Source organism: Mesorhizobium onobrychidis, from assembly GCF_024707545.1.
Classification (GTDB): Bacteria; Pseudomonadota; Alphaproteobacteria; order Rhizobiales; family Rhizobiaceae; genus Mesorhizobium; species Mesorhizobium onobrychidis.
This window is the reverse complement of sequence record NZ_CP062229.1, coordinates 6672198-6688728: the sequence shown is the minus strand read 5'-3', so window position 1 is coordinate 6688728 and position 16531 is coordinate 6672198. Positions and strand designations below refer to the sequence as shown.

Annotated in this window: 12 protein-coding genes and 1 pseudogene; 6 read left to right on the top strand and 7 right to left on the bottom strand. The window is 59.5% G+C overall.

The window, feature by feature from the left end; translation table 11 throughout:
* Positions 1 to 72 precede the first annotated feature (72 nt).
* On the top strand, positions 73 to 1599 hold the full coding sequence (locus IHQ72_RS33030; RefSeq protein WP_258119950.1) for a hypothetical protein: 1527 nt from the start codon (positions 73 to 75) through the stop codon (positions 1597 to 1599).
* A gap of 720 nt (positions 1600 to 2319) precedes the next feature.
* Here the strand turns inward: IHQ72_RS33030 and IHQ72_RS33025 are convergent.
* The 5 genes from IHQ72_RS33025 to IHQ72_RS37530 all read right to left on the bottom strand — a co-directional run bounded on the left by IHQ72_RS33025 (position 2320) and on the right by IHQ72_RS37530 (position 9627).
* Positions 2320 to 2829: a tetratricopeptide repeat protein gene (locus tag IHQ72_RS33025; RefSeq protein ID WP_258119949.1), complete on the bottom strand. Its 510-nt coding sequence runs from the start codon at positions 2827 to 2829 to the stop codon at positions 2320 to 2322.
* Positions 2830 to 2896: 67 nt separating this feature from the next.
* A complete protein-coding gene (sctV, locus tag IHQ72_RS33020; protein WP_258119947.1) occupies positions 2897 to 4948 on the bottom strand; it encodes a type III secretion system export apparatus subunit SctV in 2052 nt (683 codons plus the stop codon).
* A gap of 231 nt (positions 4949 to 5179) precedes the next feature.
* Positions 5180 to 6070 carry a SctD/MshK family protein gene (locus tag IHQ72_RS33015; protein ID WP_258124013.1) on the bottom strand — a complete coding sequence of 297 codons (891 nt, stop codon included), beginning with the start codon at positions 6068 to 6070 and terminating at the stop codon, positions 5180 to 5182.
* A 117-nt stretch (positions 6071 to 6187) separates the two neighbouring features.
* Positions 6188 to 6406 carry a hypothetical protein gene (locus tag IHQ72_RS33010; RefSeq protein WP_258119945.1) on the bottom strand — a complete coding sequence of 73 codons (219 nt, stop codon included), beginning with the start codon at positions 6404 to 6406 and terminating at the stop codon, positions 6188 to 6190.
* 2543 nt (positions 6407 to 8949) lie between these two features.
* Positions 8950 to 9627: a hypothetical protein gene (locus IHQ72_RS37530; protein WP_258119944.1), complete on the bottom strand. Its 678-nt coding sequence runs from the start codon at positions 9625 to 9627 to the stop codon at positions 8950 to 8952.
* Positions 9628 to 9664: 37 nt separating this feature from the next.
* On the opposite strand from IHQ72_RS37530, the gene IHQ72_RS37525 reads away from it, so the two are divergent.
* On the top strand, positions 9665 to 10453 hold the full coding sequence (locus IHQ72_RS37525) for a T3SS effector XopP-like protein (protein WP_258119942.1): 789 nt from the start codon (positions 9665 to 9667) through the stop codon (positions 10451 to 10453).
* Between the two features lie 276 nt (positions 10454 to 10729).
* On the opposite strand, the pseudogene IHQ72_RS32995 reads toward IHQ72_RS37525, so the two are convergent.
* Positions 10730 to 11163, bottom strand: a pseudogene (locus tag IHQ72_RS32995) (IS630 family transposase); the annotation flags it as partial.
* Between the two features lie 657 nt (positions 11164 to 11820).
* On the bottom strand, positions 11821 to 12651 hold the full coding sequence (locus tag IHQ72_RS32990) for an Effector protein NopP (RefSeq protein WP_258119941.1): 831 nt from the start codon (positions 12649 to 12651) through the stop codon (positions 11821 to 11823).
* A 698-nt stretch (positions 12652 to 13349) separates the two neighbouring features.
* Between IHQ72_RS32990 and tnpA the strand changes: the two genes are divergently transcribed.
* The 4 genes from tnpA to IHQ72_RS32970 all read left to right on the top strand — a co-directional run bounded on the left by tnpA (position 13350) and on the right by IHQ72_RS32970 (position 16382).
* Complete coding sequence (gene tnpA / locus IHQ72_RS32985; RefSeq protein WP_258117210.1) at positions 13350 to 13787, top strand: IS66-like element accessory protein TnpA; 438 nt, start codon at positions 13350 to 13352, stop codon at positions 13785 to 13787.
* Positions 13784 to 14134 (top strand): IS66 family insertion sequence element accessory protein TnpB, encoded by a 351-nt coding sequence (gene tnpB, locus IHQ72_RS32980; protein WP_258117211.1) that lies wholly within the window; start codon positions 13784 to 13786, stop codon positions 14132 to 14134. The genes tnpA and tnpB overlap by 4 nt, the downstream gene beginning before the upstream one ends.
* Before the next feature lie 71 nt (positions 14135 to 14205).
* Positions 14206 to 15789 carry an IS66 family transposase gene (gene tnpC / locus IHQ72_RS32975; RefSeq protein WP_258117212.1) on the top strand — a complete coding sequence of 528 codons (1584 nt, stop codon included), beginning with the start codon at positions 14206 to 14208 and terminating at the stop codon, positions 15787 to 15789.
* Entirely contained in the window at positions 15786 to 16382 is a 597-nt protein-coding gene (locus IHQ72_RS32970) for a UPF0149 family protein (RefSeq protein ID WP_258117213.1), read from the top strand. The genes tnpC and IHQ72_RS32970 overlap by 4 nt, the downstream gene beginning before the upstream one ends.
* Positions 16383 to 16531 lie beyond the last annotated feature (149 nt).

The following is a 16531-nucleotide window of genomic DNA, read 5'->3' as shown; positions in this document are numbered from 1 at the left end:
GTGCCGGGGCGTGGAGCCGCAGCGCCGGTCACGAGCCAGGTGTCTGTTTCGGGTATGGTCGGTGCCACTCCCGTGACCGACGAAGATGTCACCGCAGCAAGGCGACGATTGCAAGGCCTGCTTGAGGAACTCCGAGCTTGCCGTGATGCGGCCGGGCAGGCCCAGGACTCGGAGAAGAAGCAAGATCTGCTCGATCGGGTCGTTGATGCAACCTCGGCGGTTCTGGGCTGCCGAGCGAGCCTGCCCTTGCCTGTAGCGCGTAGCATTCTGTCCGACAATCAGGCCCGTCGACTCCGCGATCATGCCCTTTGCGTGGGGGACAAATGCAACGCAAAAGGCTCCAGCACTATCTCCTCCCTGGAAGCGCATAGGAACCGTGCGGCTAAAGTGTTCATGCTGCTCCAAAGCAACGCTACACGCGACCAGCTGAGCCAAGCCGCTTCCACCGTGGCGACGCACTATGCGGCCTGCATGGAGTGGTGGCAAAAGAAGGCACGCCGCTGCGAAATGATGCGCTCCGTCTGCGTCGCCACTGCCAACTTGCCAAGTGCAACGGCTGAGATGCGGCAGGTGGAGCAGGCCGCGCTGCGGCTGCGCGCCGGCTGGGCACTGAATACCAAGTTCATGCATCTGCAATCTCGGATCGCTCTTGCGCAGGTCACGATTGAGCCGCAGGCGAGCACGTTCGAAGCACCCGTCAAGGAAATTGTCATTGGTGAGAACGAGCAAGTGCGTCTGCTGGGAACCTTTATTGGCGACGTTTTTCCGGCATTCCTCTCGACGGGCGACGCTGTCCTGCGCAGCAATGGGCGCCCACTCGACGCACATCACTGCGCTGTTTTGGGAGGAGTCATGGAGCGGCTTTCGGAATTTGCGTCGGCGTTGCAGCTCATTCGGACCAAACTAAACGATCCCCAAGCAGGTGCCGACCTCCCATTGGAACATTTGGGCCAGATCGTGGACGACGTCAGGATCATTGCGCAAGAGGTCATGCACTTCCTCGCGCTGCAGGCGAACGCGCCAGCCATCATCAAGGGGCCGGCCGTCGCCAGGCCTCCGGCCACGCGGCGGCCGGGACCGCAAGCCGTTGCGGGCGTCAGCGACTCTGTGCCAGAAGCCAAGATTCTCGTGCGCTCGGATCTAGGCACGAAGAAGCTCGTGAGCCCGAATGAAGCGCATGCGAGTTGGGCGGCAGACTTGGAGATCTGGCAAAGCCCGATGTCGATGGAGGCCCTGAAGCAAACACTCACACTGGCGGACGAACTTTTGCAGTTCGATCAAGCTGGTCCGGAAGCGCGCCAGATGAAGCCAGAGGACGCCGAACACGCCGTCGGCACCGTAGTCGAGCGCCTGCAAACGCAGGCCACCGAGATGCAGGCCTGTCTTGCCGCACTGGATGATCCTCGTCGACGCGACCTACTCACCCCTGTGCAAATGCGCGAAGAGCACGACAAAACTGTCAAGGTGATGTTGTCCGAGTCACAGAGACTGGCCAAGGCTTTGGATAACGGAAAGGCCGCTATTTCCATCGATTGCATGAAGAATACCCCTTTCCCACGCAGAAGTAGCTTGAACACTTGGCGGCGGCCAAGGAGTTGAAGCCTGCGGATCGACTTCGAGGCGTCTCGCTCGGCTGCGCGACGCCATGATCCGTAAGCAGATGCCGATAAACGATGCGGTGCTTGAGGTTCGAAGGCCCAGCAGTTCGGCGCGGCTCCTAGACAGCTGCGAGCTCGCCAGTCCAGCCTGGCGCGCGATCGCCGACACGTTCGCACCACGGCTTCAGAGACTCTTCAACCAGCCGTGCCTTCGCTTCCACCGACCAACGCCGCCGCGGACGCTGTGGACTTGCGTCCAGCCTGGTGCGGATCGACCTCGACGCGCCTCACTCGGCTGCGCGACACCATGATCCGTAAGCAGATGCCGATAAACGATGCGGTGCTCGAGGTTCGAGGACCAGCGGCGTGGCTCCGAGAAGGACGCACAGGTTAAGCCGCCGCCCCGCGGCGAACTTGCTTGCGGGTCAGCGTCACTGTGAGGGGCATCGAGTATCTCTCTTCAAGAGCGACCGCGTCACCTTTCGTTCCCGAACCTTTGTGGCCCTCCCTTGCGCTGCGTTCCCGGCAAACGCCCACAAACGGCTGCGCTGAGCTGAGACTTCTGGTGAATGCTCCGAAATCAGCCTTGGCGAATGGCAGTAGCTGGCCGTTGCCACCCGATGACATAGGACCGGATTTGCGAGGCTCTGATATGGGCATGCAATGCGGTGCATGTGCACAGCTAGCGCGACCGCGCCAACGCACTCCGTCCGGACTTCCTTCAAAGCGTAAGCGACAGGTTGAGATTGTGCTGCACCATCTGATTCCCAGGCTCTGTTTCGAGAGCTTGCCGATACAGCACCTGTGCCGCGTCATGCCGCCCCTCAAGGTCCAAGATCACTCCCTTCGCGTTCAATGCGCGCAAATTTCCTGGGGCCGCAACCAAGACCGTGTCGACTACCTGAAGCGCCTCATGAGGGCGCTTCTGGGCCACCAACGCATTCGTAAGACGGATTGCCGCATCGACATTGTCCGGGTGCTGCTTCAGTTCATCGCGCAAAGCCCGCTCTTGAGCATCCTGGCCGACTGCCCGCAAGATGCGTTCGCGCATAGCCGGATCGATTTGGTTGGCGGCGAGCAGCTCTGGGGATGACGTCTCCTTCACTGAAAGAGCGGGCTTGTCCAAGGTGGCGCAACCGCCGAGAGGCAGGATGGCGAGTAAAGAGAAGAGAAGTGAGTTCAGACGAAAAGACCTAAATGCTCGGACGTCTGTATTCTGGTGTGAATTCATGCTAGGTTTCCAATTGATTATCACGAAGTTCTATGACGTTCAGTCGCTGGCAGGGCGGATATTGCCGTTACTCTGACAGCCCACTGTTCGATGCAGGCGGGAGTTTGACGGACCCGGCGGGCTTAATTGTAAAGTCGGAGGCGAGTTCTTGATAAGACAGCACGGCAAGATCGATCCCGTTTCGGGTGAAAAAGCCGCGGACGAAGCGTCGGATATCCATTGAGGTTAAAACGACAGGGCGGGTCTGACCCGGTGCTGCGTTCGAATGGATCTGACGCATCTGTGACAGCAGCGCTTCGCTTTGCCGATCCTCTAGTACGAGGTAGGGACCTGCAGCCGAATCTCGAACTGCACTACGCATCACATCCTCACTCTCACGTTCGACGACCAAGGCGTGCACGACGCCCTCTCTATTGGCATAGCGGTGACAGATCTGCCGCTTCAAACCAGAACGAACATATTCCGTGAGCAGGGCAACGTTTTGCTCACGTTCGCTCCACTCCGCCAATGCTTCCAAGAGAAGGCGGGTATGGCGGATCGGGATACCTTCATCTAGGAGCCGGCGCAGCACATCCGCAATCCGAGGGATCGGCGTGGTGCGCAGCACCTCCTTCACCAGATCAGAATAGTCCTGCTCCATTCGGCCTAGCAATTGGCGGGTTTCTTGAATACCGATCAACCGCGGTGCGAAACGGGTCAACGCTGCATGGACGCGCAACGCGAGGAATTCGCCAGGACCGTAATGCGTGATGCCGGCGCCCTTGAGAGCCGGTGCATGGCTCTGTTCGGCCACGAGCCTGTCCGTTTTTGGATCACGCCGAAAGGGGATACCGCTCGACTCGATGTTCGCTACATTGTCTTTGAGCGTTAGCTGGCTCGGATCTAACACATCCTGTTCGACTGGCACCCCCTCGATATCTATCCGAAATTGCGACTCCAGCAACTGCTGGTCGACCGTGATAGGGATGGGGGGAACGACAATGCCTAGATCGGCTGAGACTAGTTGCGAAACGCGTGCAATCTCCTGCTGCAATTCGACTTGTTCGATCGCATGCATCAGGTCTGGCGCAAGGAAGAAAGCGATCGGACATTCCTGCGCGGGCGCGATTTGCTTTTGAGTGTCCCCTGCAGCTGCACTTGTAGCATCGACAACATCGCCCTTGACAAAGCTTGCCGCGGCGAAAACTGCGGCCAACATCAAGAAGATGGGCAGGGGGAAGCCAGGAACGAACGCCATTAAAACCAGGACGCAAGCTGCCAGCCGCAATGCTCGCTTGCTGGCCGTGAGCTGATTTACCATTTCAGTACCAAGATTGACCCTTGCCGCCCCTGTGACACGGGTAACGATGGTCGCCGCTGTAATTGACAGCAGCAGGGCCGGAATCTGCGATATCAATGCGTCGCCTATCGTTAGCAGTGTATAGTGATGCAGCACATCGCCGAAGGACATGCCCTTCGAGAGCAGGCCGATCGAAATTCCACCCACCATGTTGATGAAGATAATCACCAGGCCGGCGATGGAATCGCCCTTCACAAATTTCATCGCGCCGTCCATCGCGCCGTAAAGTTGGCTTTCCTTCTCCAATGCGGCGCGCCGCTTGCGAGATTCGTTGGCATCGATGTGGCCGTTGCGTAACTCTGCGTCGACCGCCATTTGCTTACCCGGCAGGGCGTCGAGCGTGAAGCGCGCTGCCACTTCTGCTACGCGTTCGGCCCCCTTCGCGAGGACCATGAATTGCACCATGGTGACGACCAGAAAGATGACGAAACCCACTACGATATTGCCCGAGATCACGAAATCGCCGAACGTATGGATGATGGCGCCTGCCTCTCCCTCGGCCAGGATCAGGCGCGTTGTTGCGACGGTGAGCGCCAGGCGGAATACCGTGGAAAGCAAAATGATGCCAGGCAAAGAGGAAAGATCAAGTGGAGTACTGACATACAGGGCAACCATCATCAGCAGGATGGCCAGTCCCATATTGAATCCTATCAGCGCGTCGACCACCACGATCGGGATAGGCATGACCATCATAGCGATAGCCAGAAGCAGCATCAACGCGACCATTAGGTCCGGATTGGCCGGCGACCGCTTGATGAAGTTACGCAGGGTGTTGGCCATCGAGGCCCCTTTACGATCCGCTTGAGAATTATTCTGCTACGCAGGAAGCGTAGCATTCGAAGTCCGAGAGCCTCGTCCACATTGGGCGGCCCGCCAACAGGAGGCTGTGCATGAAACCAGAGACATGCGCGAAGGTGGCTGGTCAGCAGGAGTTTCAGTCTGTCCAGCTTTGTCAGTACCGGGCGCGGCAGAATGGTTGCTGACCATGCAGTTCTGCTTAATAGGGCGGATCTAGTACGGGAGAGCAGCAAAGCGGCCGTTACGGCTCAGTAGCACATGACCGTCCTCGATCCGATCGACCATCCATCCATCATCCAGCACGGCGCCGACAAAATGCTTCTCGCCATCGATGACAAGATATGGTTGGGGGCCACGCCAAACGGCTTCAACTGCGATTGCGGATGGCGACTTTTCCTCCTTGAGGAGCACACCATTGACCAGTGTTAGCGTGCCCTTGGTGCGATGATCGAACCACTGCTGAAGCTTCTGCCAGCTGACGACCAATTCAGACGTTACGGTGCCCTCGGCGGTCACAGCACCGTTTGCAGAGCCGATCTTAACATTGAGAAGGCCCGATTTACCGACTTCCTCCTGCATCTCTTTGGCCACTGCCTCCGCAATTTGGTCGTTAGAGCGGTGACTGGTCAGCTTCGACTCATGTTCGACACCGGGTGAATTGGCGCTCAATGCACCAGCGTTGCCGTAGTAGGAGAAAATGGCCGAGAGCATGCCGATCCCGAGAGAGCCGACTAACACCAAGGCGAGCACTGAGAGGGAAAGGCGTGGTAAGCCGATCGAACCAGCTGGCGCTGCATCCTGCACTGACCAGAGAATGGACATCTTGCCTGCATGGATGACGACAGGAAGGGGCACCACAACGGACTCGCCCGCGGCAATATTCCGCTTGCCCTCGATGCTGAGCCCGGCTGCAAGCGCCGCGACCTCGATCGAGTTGCCAAGAAGAGTTACACGAAGATGATGCGGTGCCAGTCCTTGCTCGACGAAGATCATATCGGCGTCTAAGCCGCTGCCGATTAAGCTCGTTGCGAGAGCAGTCTTATCGGTCAATCCGCAATAGAGCCCCGACAGCACTTCGAAATGGAGGAAAACGGCGTCATCCACAGAGGATCTCTCAAACAAGGATAGAAGCCGCACGGCAATTGCCATGCGGCTCATTTCGGTCCCACATCGCGCTACTAGAGCGACGCGGTAGGGGCAACCTAACGCCCCGTTGCGACATTACGAAACGCGTTCGTCGGCCGCCTTCTTGATTGTCTGGAGGTTGGTCATCACCGTCCGCAGCTGTACACTCCTAGCCGTGGCCTCCATGCTCATGCTCTCGAGCTCTTCCATTTGCTTCTTGAACTCGTTCTCTCCAGCTTTTCCACTTCCAGAGTGTTTATCATTGTGTATATTTTTATTGTTGTTACTCTTACCATTTCCGTCAATTTTTGACATATCAATTCCTTTTCTGTTGAAGTTGTGCCGTCATTAACGGCCCGTATAAACCTGACGCCGGACCGTCCGGCGTCAGGCATTCTATTCTGACTCGTCCATGGCGTCATCGGTCTCAGCCATGGCATCGTTCACAAATTGGAGTGCGAACGATTTGAGGACAGATTCGAAGGCTTTAGTTTGATCTACAGCGAGCGACTCGCCATTAGAAACAGGATGCGAGTCCTCATTAGTAGTGGTCCGGTCTTCCCGCCGATCTTTCCCACCAACCGGCTTGTTATCATGAGAAGGCCCGGGTTTGTGATCTCCATGGCCCGCACGGGCTAAGGAAAAACTGCTGCCCACTCCACTCCCAAATCCTAATATCATCAGGTACTCCTGCATTTGTTTTCATTGGCGGCGACCGTCAAAGATAATGTGGTCAAGCTATGAGCGGGAGCTTTCGGGAACCTGACGAGTCTGGACAAAAAGCGGGTTGCCGGAAAATAATGATTCGCGCACGGTTCGGGCGCCTGCTGCGGCAAACGTCTTGCGTCCCGGCAAGGGGATAATGTGGGCAGTGCGTTTCTGCCGGGCCAGACAGGAGCCCGACTTTCCTCCGCCGTAGGGCTAAGTCCTACGCTTCTTGCTCCGATACATTGCATGGAATGCCACACGCAGTGTCCCAGCTTTCCCACGATGGCGGGCTGAGGCGCGCCGGAGGCAAACTCCGAGCTCTGATTGACCGGAGCGTGTTCGCATACCGGCTGCGCCAGGCGAAGCGCATCGTCGACAGCGCAGCTGCACTTCCGGCGATATCATCACGCATCCGACAACCGCCGCTAATGGCCAGCGATGATCTGATTGCAGGATGTTGGCATTGGACGCGGAGCGTATGAGACGAGGGTTGCTCGGATGCGGGCAGATCGTCCTGAATCCAGCCGATCAGAGCTTGGAAGGCTGCAGGCATCCCCGTTTCAGCACGCGCGACGGACTCAAATACGCCCCAGAGATCGCTTCCTGAGCAGGAAAATCGGTGTGTACTTCGGTGACTTATAGGAAACAGAATTGTAGTACTCGCTCCAATTAGCGAACTTGGATCTTGGCGCTCTCGGCAAGGGCGTTCAGGAGCTAATCGCGAAAGCAACCATTTAGCCGTCGACAATGACGTGTTGCGAGGGCTCGGCTTGAGCACTGTAGTGTCAGATCGGTGCCATCGTCGCTGGCGATCCACATGGGTCGGCTGCAAGGCGCGAGGATTGCATCGAGTTCGTGAACCAGGCGCCGCGTGGAAAGTGAAGGTTGGCAACCAGCGCCAGGCTTTCGCGTGTGACCGCAACAGCTCTGCATGCCACATACATTCCCAGCGCCTCAACGCTATTTCAGGTTGGAAAGTGGTGAATGATCCCTCGATAAAGTGACAGCGCCCACGCCAGACGATTGATCCGGCGCCTTCGCAGCCGGTGTATGCCTAGGTTGTTTCCATCAACGATTAAACGCTTGAGCCAGGTCGGATTTTGCGCGCCCAGAAGAAACTCTTCGTCAGATAATCGTCAGCCAGGCGATCTATCTAGACCTGCCGTGCCCAACCGGCCTGACGGCGACGGAAAGATGGCAGTGCAAATCCTAGTTCAGTGAATTGGCGGCATTGCACTCATGAAAGCCTTGATACGCGAGGGCTCAGCGACATCAGCCCCAACGGCATAGACAACACATCCTCGCCTAAACGGAGACGGAATATGACGGGCATTGACCGATCTGGGAGATCGCGGACTGAAAAGAGGGCCGGCAGGGCGGGGGAGGCTAGCAGTTCGCGCTCGCAATCAAGTCTTGCGCCTGGGGAAGGCGGCCAGTCGTTCGATGCCGTCGTGGAGCAGATGCGCTCTGTGGGGATAAATAGAAGGACGCCCGCCGTTCCAATGCAGCGTGGTGTCGACGATGCCCCGCGCGACAGCGCGTCCGACCCCTCGGTTGGCATACACCGAACAATGAACACTGCGCGGCATGCAGCCGCCGCGCCACGTGCAGCTAGTCCGCGGCGGCGCAGTCTTCCCTCAATCTCGGAGGGTGAAGCCCTGGCGCCCGTCGCCAGCCAGCCGCCAACTTCAGGTGCGGCAGTCCCCATTTCCGAGGCACGGCAACGAATGCGCGGTCTGCTTACGGAAATGACCATTCGCTATAATGCGTCCACGAAAGACCCGGAGGCGCAAGAGCTGCTCGATCGGGTCATCGATGCAGGTTCAGCAGTTCTGGACTACTACGCTAGCCTGCCCCCGGCTTCGGCGCGGACCATTGTGGACGACAAGCAGGTCCGTATCTGCCGCTACCTCGTGTATGATGCGGTGAAATACTATAGCAGCCTTGCCGAACCGACTATCCACAAATTGCAAGGAACACTAAAAGCTTCGGAAGAAGTGTTTAGGATGATTCAATCCACGGCTACCCCGGACCAGCTGAGCCGAGCGAATCTCAGTGTGGTGAAGGCGCATGTGGCCTGTGTGGACTGGTGGGAAAAGAAGGTAGGGCACCGCGAACGGGAGCGATTCGCCTGGGCCGCCACTGGCAACTTACCAAGTGCAACAGCCGAGATGCGGCAGGAAGAAGAGTCCGCACTGCGGCTGTCCACCGGCCACACACTGTATGCCAAGTTCGTGCATCTGCAATCTCGGATCGGGCTCGCGCGAGCTAAGGTAGAGCCGCAGGTGAGCACGCTCGAAGCACCCGTCGGGGAAATCCTCATTGGTGAGAATGGGCGAGTGCGTCTGCTGGGAGACTTCGTCGGAGACGTTTATCCGGCATTCCGCTCGGCGGCCGACGCTGTAACGAAGAACGAAGGGCGCCCACTCGACGCAGAGCACTGCGCCGTTTTGGAAGGAGTCATGGAGCGGCTTTCGGAATTTGCGTCGGCGTTCCAGGTCATCCGGACCAAACTGAACGATCACCCAACAGGTGCCGACCTGCCATTGGAACTGTTGAGCCAGATCGTGGACGGCGCGTGGATCATTGCGCACGATGTCATGCGCTACCTGGAACTGCAGCCAAAGCCGCCAGCCGTTGCACTGCCGGCCGACGCTGGCGCGGCGATACCGGCCGACACCGCCAAGCCTGCAGTGGCCGAAGGCACCGCAGCGCGCAAGAAAGGGAAAGGCAAGCACAAGCCGGCCGCTGGCGCTGGTAGTTCGGCGGCCGGGCGGCCGGAACCGCAAATCGCTGCGGCCGTCAGCGACCCTGCGCCAGAAGCACAAGGTTCTCGTGCGCTCGGATCTGGGTACGAAGAGGTTCGTGAGCGCGGAGGAGGCGCATGCGAGTGCGTCGGCGGCGGGCGCACACTTGGCAATCTGGCAGGCCCCGCCGTCCGCGGAGGACCTGACGTCACGACTCGAGCGGTTAGACGAACTTTTGCAGTTCGATGTGGCGGGTCAGCAAAGAACCGTCTCGCAAGCGCGCCAGATGAAGCCCGAGGACGCCGAACACGCCGTCGACACCGTGGTCAAGCGCCTGCAAACGCAGGCCACCGAGATGCAGGCCTGTCTTGCCGCATTGCAGGATCCTCGTCTACGCCTGCTACTGCCGTCTACGCAGGTATCCAAGGTGCACGAGAAAACAGACCACCTCGAAAAAATGTTGAGTCAGGCGCAGGGACTCGCCAAGACTTTGACCGAGCGAAAGGCCATTATTACGATTGAATGCATGAAGAACTACGCATTTCCATCGCAGAAGCACCTTGAACGCTTGCGGGCGACCGAGGAGTTGACGCTTGCGGATTCCCCCCACGCGTTGAGGGGGGAGCCGGGCAATCTGTTCGAGATCAGGCTGCAGCCCAAGGCGCTGCGCAACGGTGCAATGCCGAATCCGATGTGGGTGCACATCCATACAAACCGGCCGGTACATGCCGGCCAGTTGGCAACGCTGGATGACGCAGCCTTCGCCGCTTGCCACGTCAAGTCAAATGAACAGCGCGGCCACAATCGGCAGTGGCAAGACGCCCGGGCTGCGATCGGTCACGAGAACGTCGTGATCCACCGCGGCAAGCTCACCCCCGCGTTCTGCAAGTCCTTGTTGACCACTTAGCGGCCATGCACCTCCATCTGGTTCCCGAGGCGGCAGCTTCAACCCAGGCGGTTCGTCAATCCGGGCATCTCGCGAGCATGCCGCTTGTGGCGCCCCATGAGTTGTGGTGCCAGACAGGCTGTTCGCCAAGGCCGAGGCATCTCGCGAGTATGCCGCTTATGGGGCCCATGACTTGTGGTCCCAGACGGGTAAATTAAAGCATTTCCGTCTTGAGCCAAAACGGAAATGCACGCGAGGTGCTCGAGTTGCCGGCCATGCAACTCAACTAAGAGCGTTTCATGGTTTGACGAAAGCGTATCCGGCATTGCGAAATAGTTGTCGCATTCATCCGGTTGGATGGTTGGGACGAGGGCGCCGATATGACGCCAAGTGTCCTCGACGGTGCGCTTCTGTGCTTGGCGCATCCAGTGCTTGATCTTGGCGAAGGTCTGTTCGATCGGGTTGAGGTCCGGAGAACAGGGCGGCAGGAACCAGAGCCTTGCGCCCGCGGCCTTGATTATCTGACGGACGGCTGCGGATTTGTGGCTGCCGAGATTGTCCATGATCACGATGTCGCCGGGCCTGAGGAGCGGCGCCAACTGCTGGTCGACATAGGCGCGAAAGCATTCGCCGTTGATCGGGCCTTCGTCGAAGACGCATGGCGCGGCGAGCCGGTCGCAGCGCAGCGCGCCGAGAAAGGTCAGCGTGCGCCAGTGGACGCAACCGTGCGGCCGCTCTCACCCGCAACAACCGCCGCAACAACACGCTCATGAAGATCATTGGAATAGGCTCGTGTCATCAAATGCTGGCCTCATTCCGGCCAGAATCTTGAATCGCAAACCAAAACCCAGGGAATCCCCTCCCGATTCAATCAATCAATGAACGCTTTAGGGCAAAAGAGGCCGAGCGGCGCTGCCACGTTTTCTGAGGTTAGAAGTGACAGCGCTCTCCGCCGTCGTCCGGCTCGCTTCGAAATCAATCCGAAGATCGTCCGGCGACGAGCGCGGAGCAGGATAACCGATCCGGTTCGCCGGCTTCAGCGGATCCAAACTCGCCAATGGTATGTTGTCCGGGGAAGACGGTCGGGAGGTCGACACCAGCCCGGTTCTGAACGTGAAGAGGCGGTGTCCCGTCCCGACTCCGATTCGCTCGCCTGCTGCAGCCGCTATCTGCATTCATGCCGCAGTTCATCCTCCAGGCGGGCTGGGCTGGATTACTGCGGCTTCGCTGGCGCGGGGGCAGGTGCTGGAACCGGGCCATCCGCACCGGAGGGGTTTTTACGGCGACGAATCGAACCACCGCCGACTATCAACAAGAGTACTCGGATTCAAATATCCTTATCGACCGAGCGCACGGCAACGGTTGCAAGGACCGGCCGCGCCGGCTGATCACATAAAGTCATCCTCGTACGAATATCTGGGTGAACTTGGTGAGCTCTCGACATCGCTGCTCTCGCTATCCTCAGTTTTGCAAAGATAGAGCGGCGGTTTGTTTGCACGCTGCCATTCACCGGCACTGTTCTTAGTCCACTTTTCGGGATGCTGGGTAGGGTCAAGGACCATGTCTCCATCACCCACCTCAACAAACCCCATCGTGGCTGCGCGGGCTTGTGCTTCTGGATTAGCCGCACGCCAATTCAGCAACGGCCGTTCGCCGTCAATCCGAAGTTGATGCTCCAGCAGAATATCGCCTGCATTCTCGATGAGCGGATGAGCGACCTGAAGATCCACTATGGAGGTGATCTCAGTTCTGCCAGGAAATTGTTCCCGCCAAGTTTCGGATTCGAACTCAGCCATGCTGAATCCGCCTTCCGTTCTCATCAGTCCGGCACTCTGGTCTCCCAATTGGTAGCTGAAATATCGCGCGTGCTTCGTATCGCGACGCACGCCGTATTGCTTAGCAACGTCCGCAGTGCGTCTTGCCCGTGAGGATACGAACTCCGAATACTCTTGCGGATTGTCGGCGATGTGCATGATTTTCTCGCCATGAAATTGCCTCACCTCGCTTCTGAAAGAAGGCCTGTCGATCTCTACCACCGGAGGTCTGGGATGAAGGGAATACGCTTGCGTCGCCCGCGACGATGAGCCGCCGCTGGAATCCGATCCAGCTAAGTCCATGCGGGCAAACGTGTCCGCGAACTGTTGAGTTTGTGAATCCGTTTGCCCGTTGGCACTACGCGTGTAGTGGCTATCGGACGAGCCACCAATTCGACCATACATAATATTGCACTCCTGTGTTTAGGCATCAGGTTGAGGCGGGTGTGGCGCCACAGCCCTAGGTAGCCGGTTTAGCTGACGACTAGCTGACGAAGGCGTTCTCCTGATGCAGACGAAAATCCGAACAGCCGTTAGCGTTTGTTGAAATTAGGCTGTGACCTGCGCCGGCCAGCCAAGAGCCCGGGTCAGATCGCCTGAACTCTTCGGGTCTTGCTGGCTGCCGTTCCGAGGCGGAGCAGTTGCTCCAGTTTCGCGATTAGCATGCTAAGCGGCGAGCGAGGACGTCGCCAAGCCACGGTTGCGGGTCGAGCCGCACGAGTTCGCAGCCGTTCCCTGGCGTCCGCCGCCTATGCCCGAGATGCGCAGAAGCTCTCCCGATGACATGACAGCAGTCCTTCGCCGGCGGAGCAACTAGCAATAGCTACATGGATGGTTGGAAGATGGGACGTTGCAAACGAGCCTGGAATTGCTGGCGCGACTGCAGTCGGACTATCCGCACAAACATCCCAGTCTCCTCTGCGCGCACTGCAACGTCGCGTCAAATATGGCGAAGGAGAATGCTCATGAGACGGTGTTCGGCCCAACTTCGTCAGCAACGGCCTTCCAGGCAATGTCGGAGTGACGGGCCGCGACCATGGGGAACAGTAAGCGATGCGCCAAGGCACCTTGCAATAAGCCGATGAACATGGAGTTTTCGGGCCATGACATTGGAACATGCAAGGGGCGATACGGTCGCCGAGATCAGCGGCGCCGCGCCGGCAGAAGATCTTGCAAGGGTGGCCGGGCGCGTGCGGCAACGAAGGCTGTGGACTTGCACCGAGAAGCGCGCGTTGGTCGACCTGGCGAGCGCGGCGGGATCGTCGGTGACCGAGGTCGCGGAAGCGTTCGGCGTAGCTCCGTCACAGCTCTATGCGTGGCGCAAGCAGATGGCCGGCGGCGAGCTCGATGCCGATCAGGCGATAGCGACCTTCGCACGCATCGAGGTGAGCGATCTGCCCGGTGTCGAACGCCCCGTCGCCGATTGCCCGGACCCGGCCGGCGGGATCGTCGTGGCCTTTCCGAGCGGCACGCGACTGCGCATTGACGGGAGCGTCGATCCGACAGCGCTGCGTATCGTTCTGGCGGAGTTGACCAGGTGATCACGGTGGTGCCGACCGACCGGATTTATCTGTGCTGCGGCGCGACCGATATGCGCCGCGGGATCAACAGCCTGGCGCGGATGGTGCAGCAGGTGCTCGCGCTCGACCCGCACACCGGCGCGATCTTCTGCTTCCGTGGACACAAGGGCCATATCATCAAGATTTTGGCGCATGACGACCAGGGGTTCTGCCTGTTCACCAAGCGGCTTACCGATGGTTGTTTTGCCTGGCCAACCACCAAGGAGCAGGTCACCGTATCGCTCACCAAGGCGCAGCTTTCGCTGCTTTTGGACGGGATCGATTGGCGCCGACCGAGCAAGATTTATCGACCGCGTTTGGCTGGCTAATTTGGACGTTTCTTATTGATTTTGTGATGATTCTGCTTCCGTAACGAGGGTCTTTCGGGTATAGGTTTTGGGTGTCGGAACAAGCTCCCTCAACCGCAGATTTCTTCGCCCGGATCGCCCTTCTGGAAGCGGCCGTTTCTGCCCGCGACATCACCATCGCCGAACGCGATGAACAGCTGCGAAGAGAGCGCGCCGAGGCCGCACTTCGCATCCAGCGCCTGCAGCTGCAGATCGATCGCTTCAACCGCAAGGCCTTCGGCCGCTCGTCCGAGAAGCTGGGCCAGATGCGGCTCGAACTCGAAGATCTCGAGACCGATTTCGCCGCGAGCGTGCCCGATATCGAGCTGCCCATCGTCGCTGACACCGCCAAGGTTCGGGTGTTGCCGGTGCGCAAGCTCAATCCCAACCTGCCGCGCAAGCACGACGTTCGCGAGCCGTCTTGCGCATGTTGCCCGGGCTGCGGCGGCGATCTGCGCGCCATGGGCGAAGATAGTGAGGAGATGCTCGATCTGGTCGCCCAGGCCTGGCAGGTGATGGAGACCATTCGACCTAAGTACAGCTGCCGGACGTGCGATAAAATCATCCAGGCGCCGGCACCAGTTAAGGCCATTGCACGCGGCAAGCTCAGCTATGCCGCGCTCGCCCATATCATGATGGCGAAGTGGGGCTATCATCTGCCGTTCTACCGTCAGGCCCAGATGATGGCCGCCAAGGGCGTCGATATCGAGCGTTCCACGCTTGCGCGCAGCGCCGGCTACGCCGCCGCCTTGCTCGACCCGATCTACAACCGCATCCGCGAGATCGGCCGTACCCGCACCAAGATTCATACCGACGACACGCGGCTTCCGATCTTGGTGCCCAGCGCCGGCAAGACGCACAAGGGCGCGCTCTGGGTTTATGTCGCCGACGACCGCAATTCGGGTTCGCAGGAGCCGCCGATCGCCTGGTATCGCGCCACCCTGGGCCGCGCCGGCGAGAGCGTGATGACCGAGCTCGCCGGATTTGCCGGCACCCTCCAGGCCGACGGTTTCAGCGGCTATAACCAGATCTACAAGGGCGGCGCCATTCGAGAAGCTGCCTGCCTGGCCCATCTGCGTCGCAAGATATTCGACGTTCACGACAGCCAGCCGACCGAGCTCAGCACCACGGCCATGGCGGGTATCCAGGCGATCTACCGGATCGAGGAAGAGATCCGGGGACTCCCGCCCGCCGAGCGATTGGCCGCACGACGAAGGCGCACCCGACCACTGGTCCGCGCGTTGCGACGACAGCTTATGCGCCAAGGCAAGGGTTTGTCGCGCCATGCCGATATCGCGAAGGCCTTCGCCTATGGCACCAAGCGATGGCGCGCGTTCAACCGCTTCCTCTACGATGGCCAGCTCGAGCCCGACAACCTGATCGCAGAGCGGGCCATTCGTGGATTTACGGTCGGCAGGCGCAATTGGCTTTTCTCCGGCAGCTTCGCCGCGGCAGAGCGGTCAGCGGTCGTGCTCAGCATCATCGAGACCTGCAAGCTCTGCGGCGTCGATGCCGAAGCCTACATGGCCGATGTCACCGAGCGCATCCAGAACGACTGGCCAGCCTCGCGCTGGGACGAGCTGATGCCGTGGAATTGGGCGCGCCGCCAAGAGATGCCGCTCCCGTTGGCGGCATGAGCGCGCTCGATGACATGGCGCTGTCGGACGAGGCGCTCGAGGCCTGGATGGCTGCCAAGACCAACCGCCCGCTGGTGCGGACCATGTCGGCGCTGGATGGCTTCGTAACGGCAGCGATCACCGGGCCGCGGTTCGCGGACCCGCAGGACTGGATGTGCCCGCTCATGGGGTTGCCGCGCGACGTTTTGGCCAAAGGCTCTGCAACCGATCACGCCGTATTTGCCAGCGTCGCCAGGATTCACAATCGGACCAACGAGACGCTCTTCGACAGACCGCAGGATTATGCGCCCCGATTCGCCACCAAGCCCAGCGGCGGCATCGATCCCCGGCCGTGGTGCCAGGGGTTCTACGCGGCCATGAATCTCAACATCAAAAGCTGGAAACGGCTACTCGACCTCAATAATCCCAATCACGGCCTGCTGCTGCCGATCCTGATCTACTGCGTTGACAAAAAGGGCAGGCCCGTCCTCGGCAAGCCCAGGCCGGGGCCCGAGACCGCGCACATCATCGAGCACGAGGCGTACAAAGACATCGCCCTGGTCATCCCCGCCCTCCGCGAACTCCACTACGTCACCCATTACGACCCGGAGTGATCGGCGCCGGCGCGCCGACCAACAAGCCACCTGTCATCGGGCGATGAATATTCCCTGATTGTGGGCATCGAAAATTCCCTAGTTGGCGCTGCTGTCGCCAGTTCCGGGACGCGTCCCGGAACTGGCGGCTTTCGCTCCGGCGTCGATAG

Bases quoted from the DNA above. Each gene is read 5' to 3' on its own strand.
- tnpA (WP_258117210.1), top strand. From the start codon at position 13,350: ATGACATTGGAACATGCAAGGGGCGATACGGTCGCCGAGATCAGCGGC.
- IHQ72_RS33025 (WP_258119949.1), bottom strand. From the start codon at position 2,829: ATGAATTCACACCAGAATACAGACGTCCGAGCATTTAGGTCTTTTCGT.
- IHQ72_RS33010 (WP_258119945.1), bottom strand. From the start codon at position 6,406: ATGTCAAAAATTGACGGAAATGGTAAGAGTAACAACAATAAAAATATA.
- IHQ72_RS32990 (WP_258119941.1), bottom strand. From the start codon at position 12,651: ATGTATGGTCGAATTGGTGGCTCGTCCGATAGCCACTACACGCGTAGT.
- IHQ72_RS32970 (WP_258117213.1), top strand. From the start codon at position 15,786: ATGAGCGCGCTCGATGACATGGCGCTGTCGGACGAGGCGCTCGAGGCC.
- sctV (WP_258119947.1), bottom strand. From the start codon at position 4,948: ATGGCCAACACCCTGCGTAACTTCATCAAGCGGTCGCCGGCCAATCCG.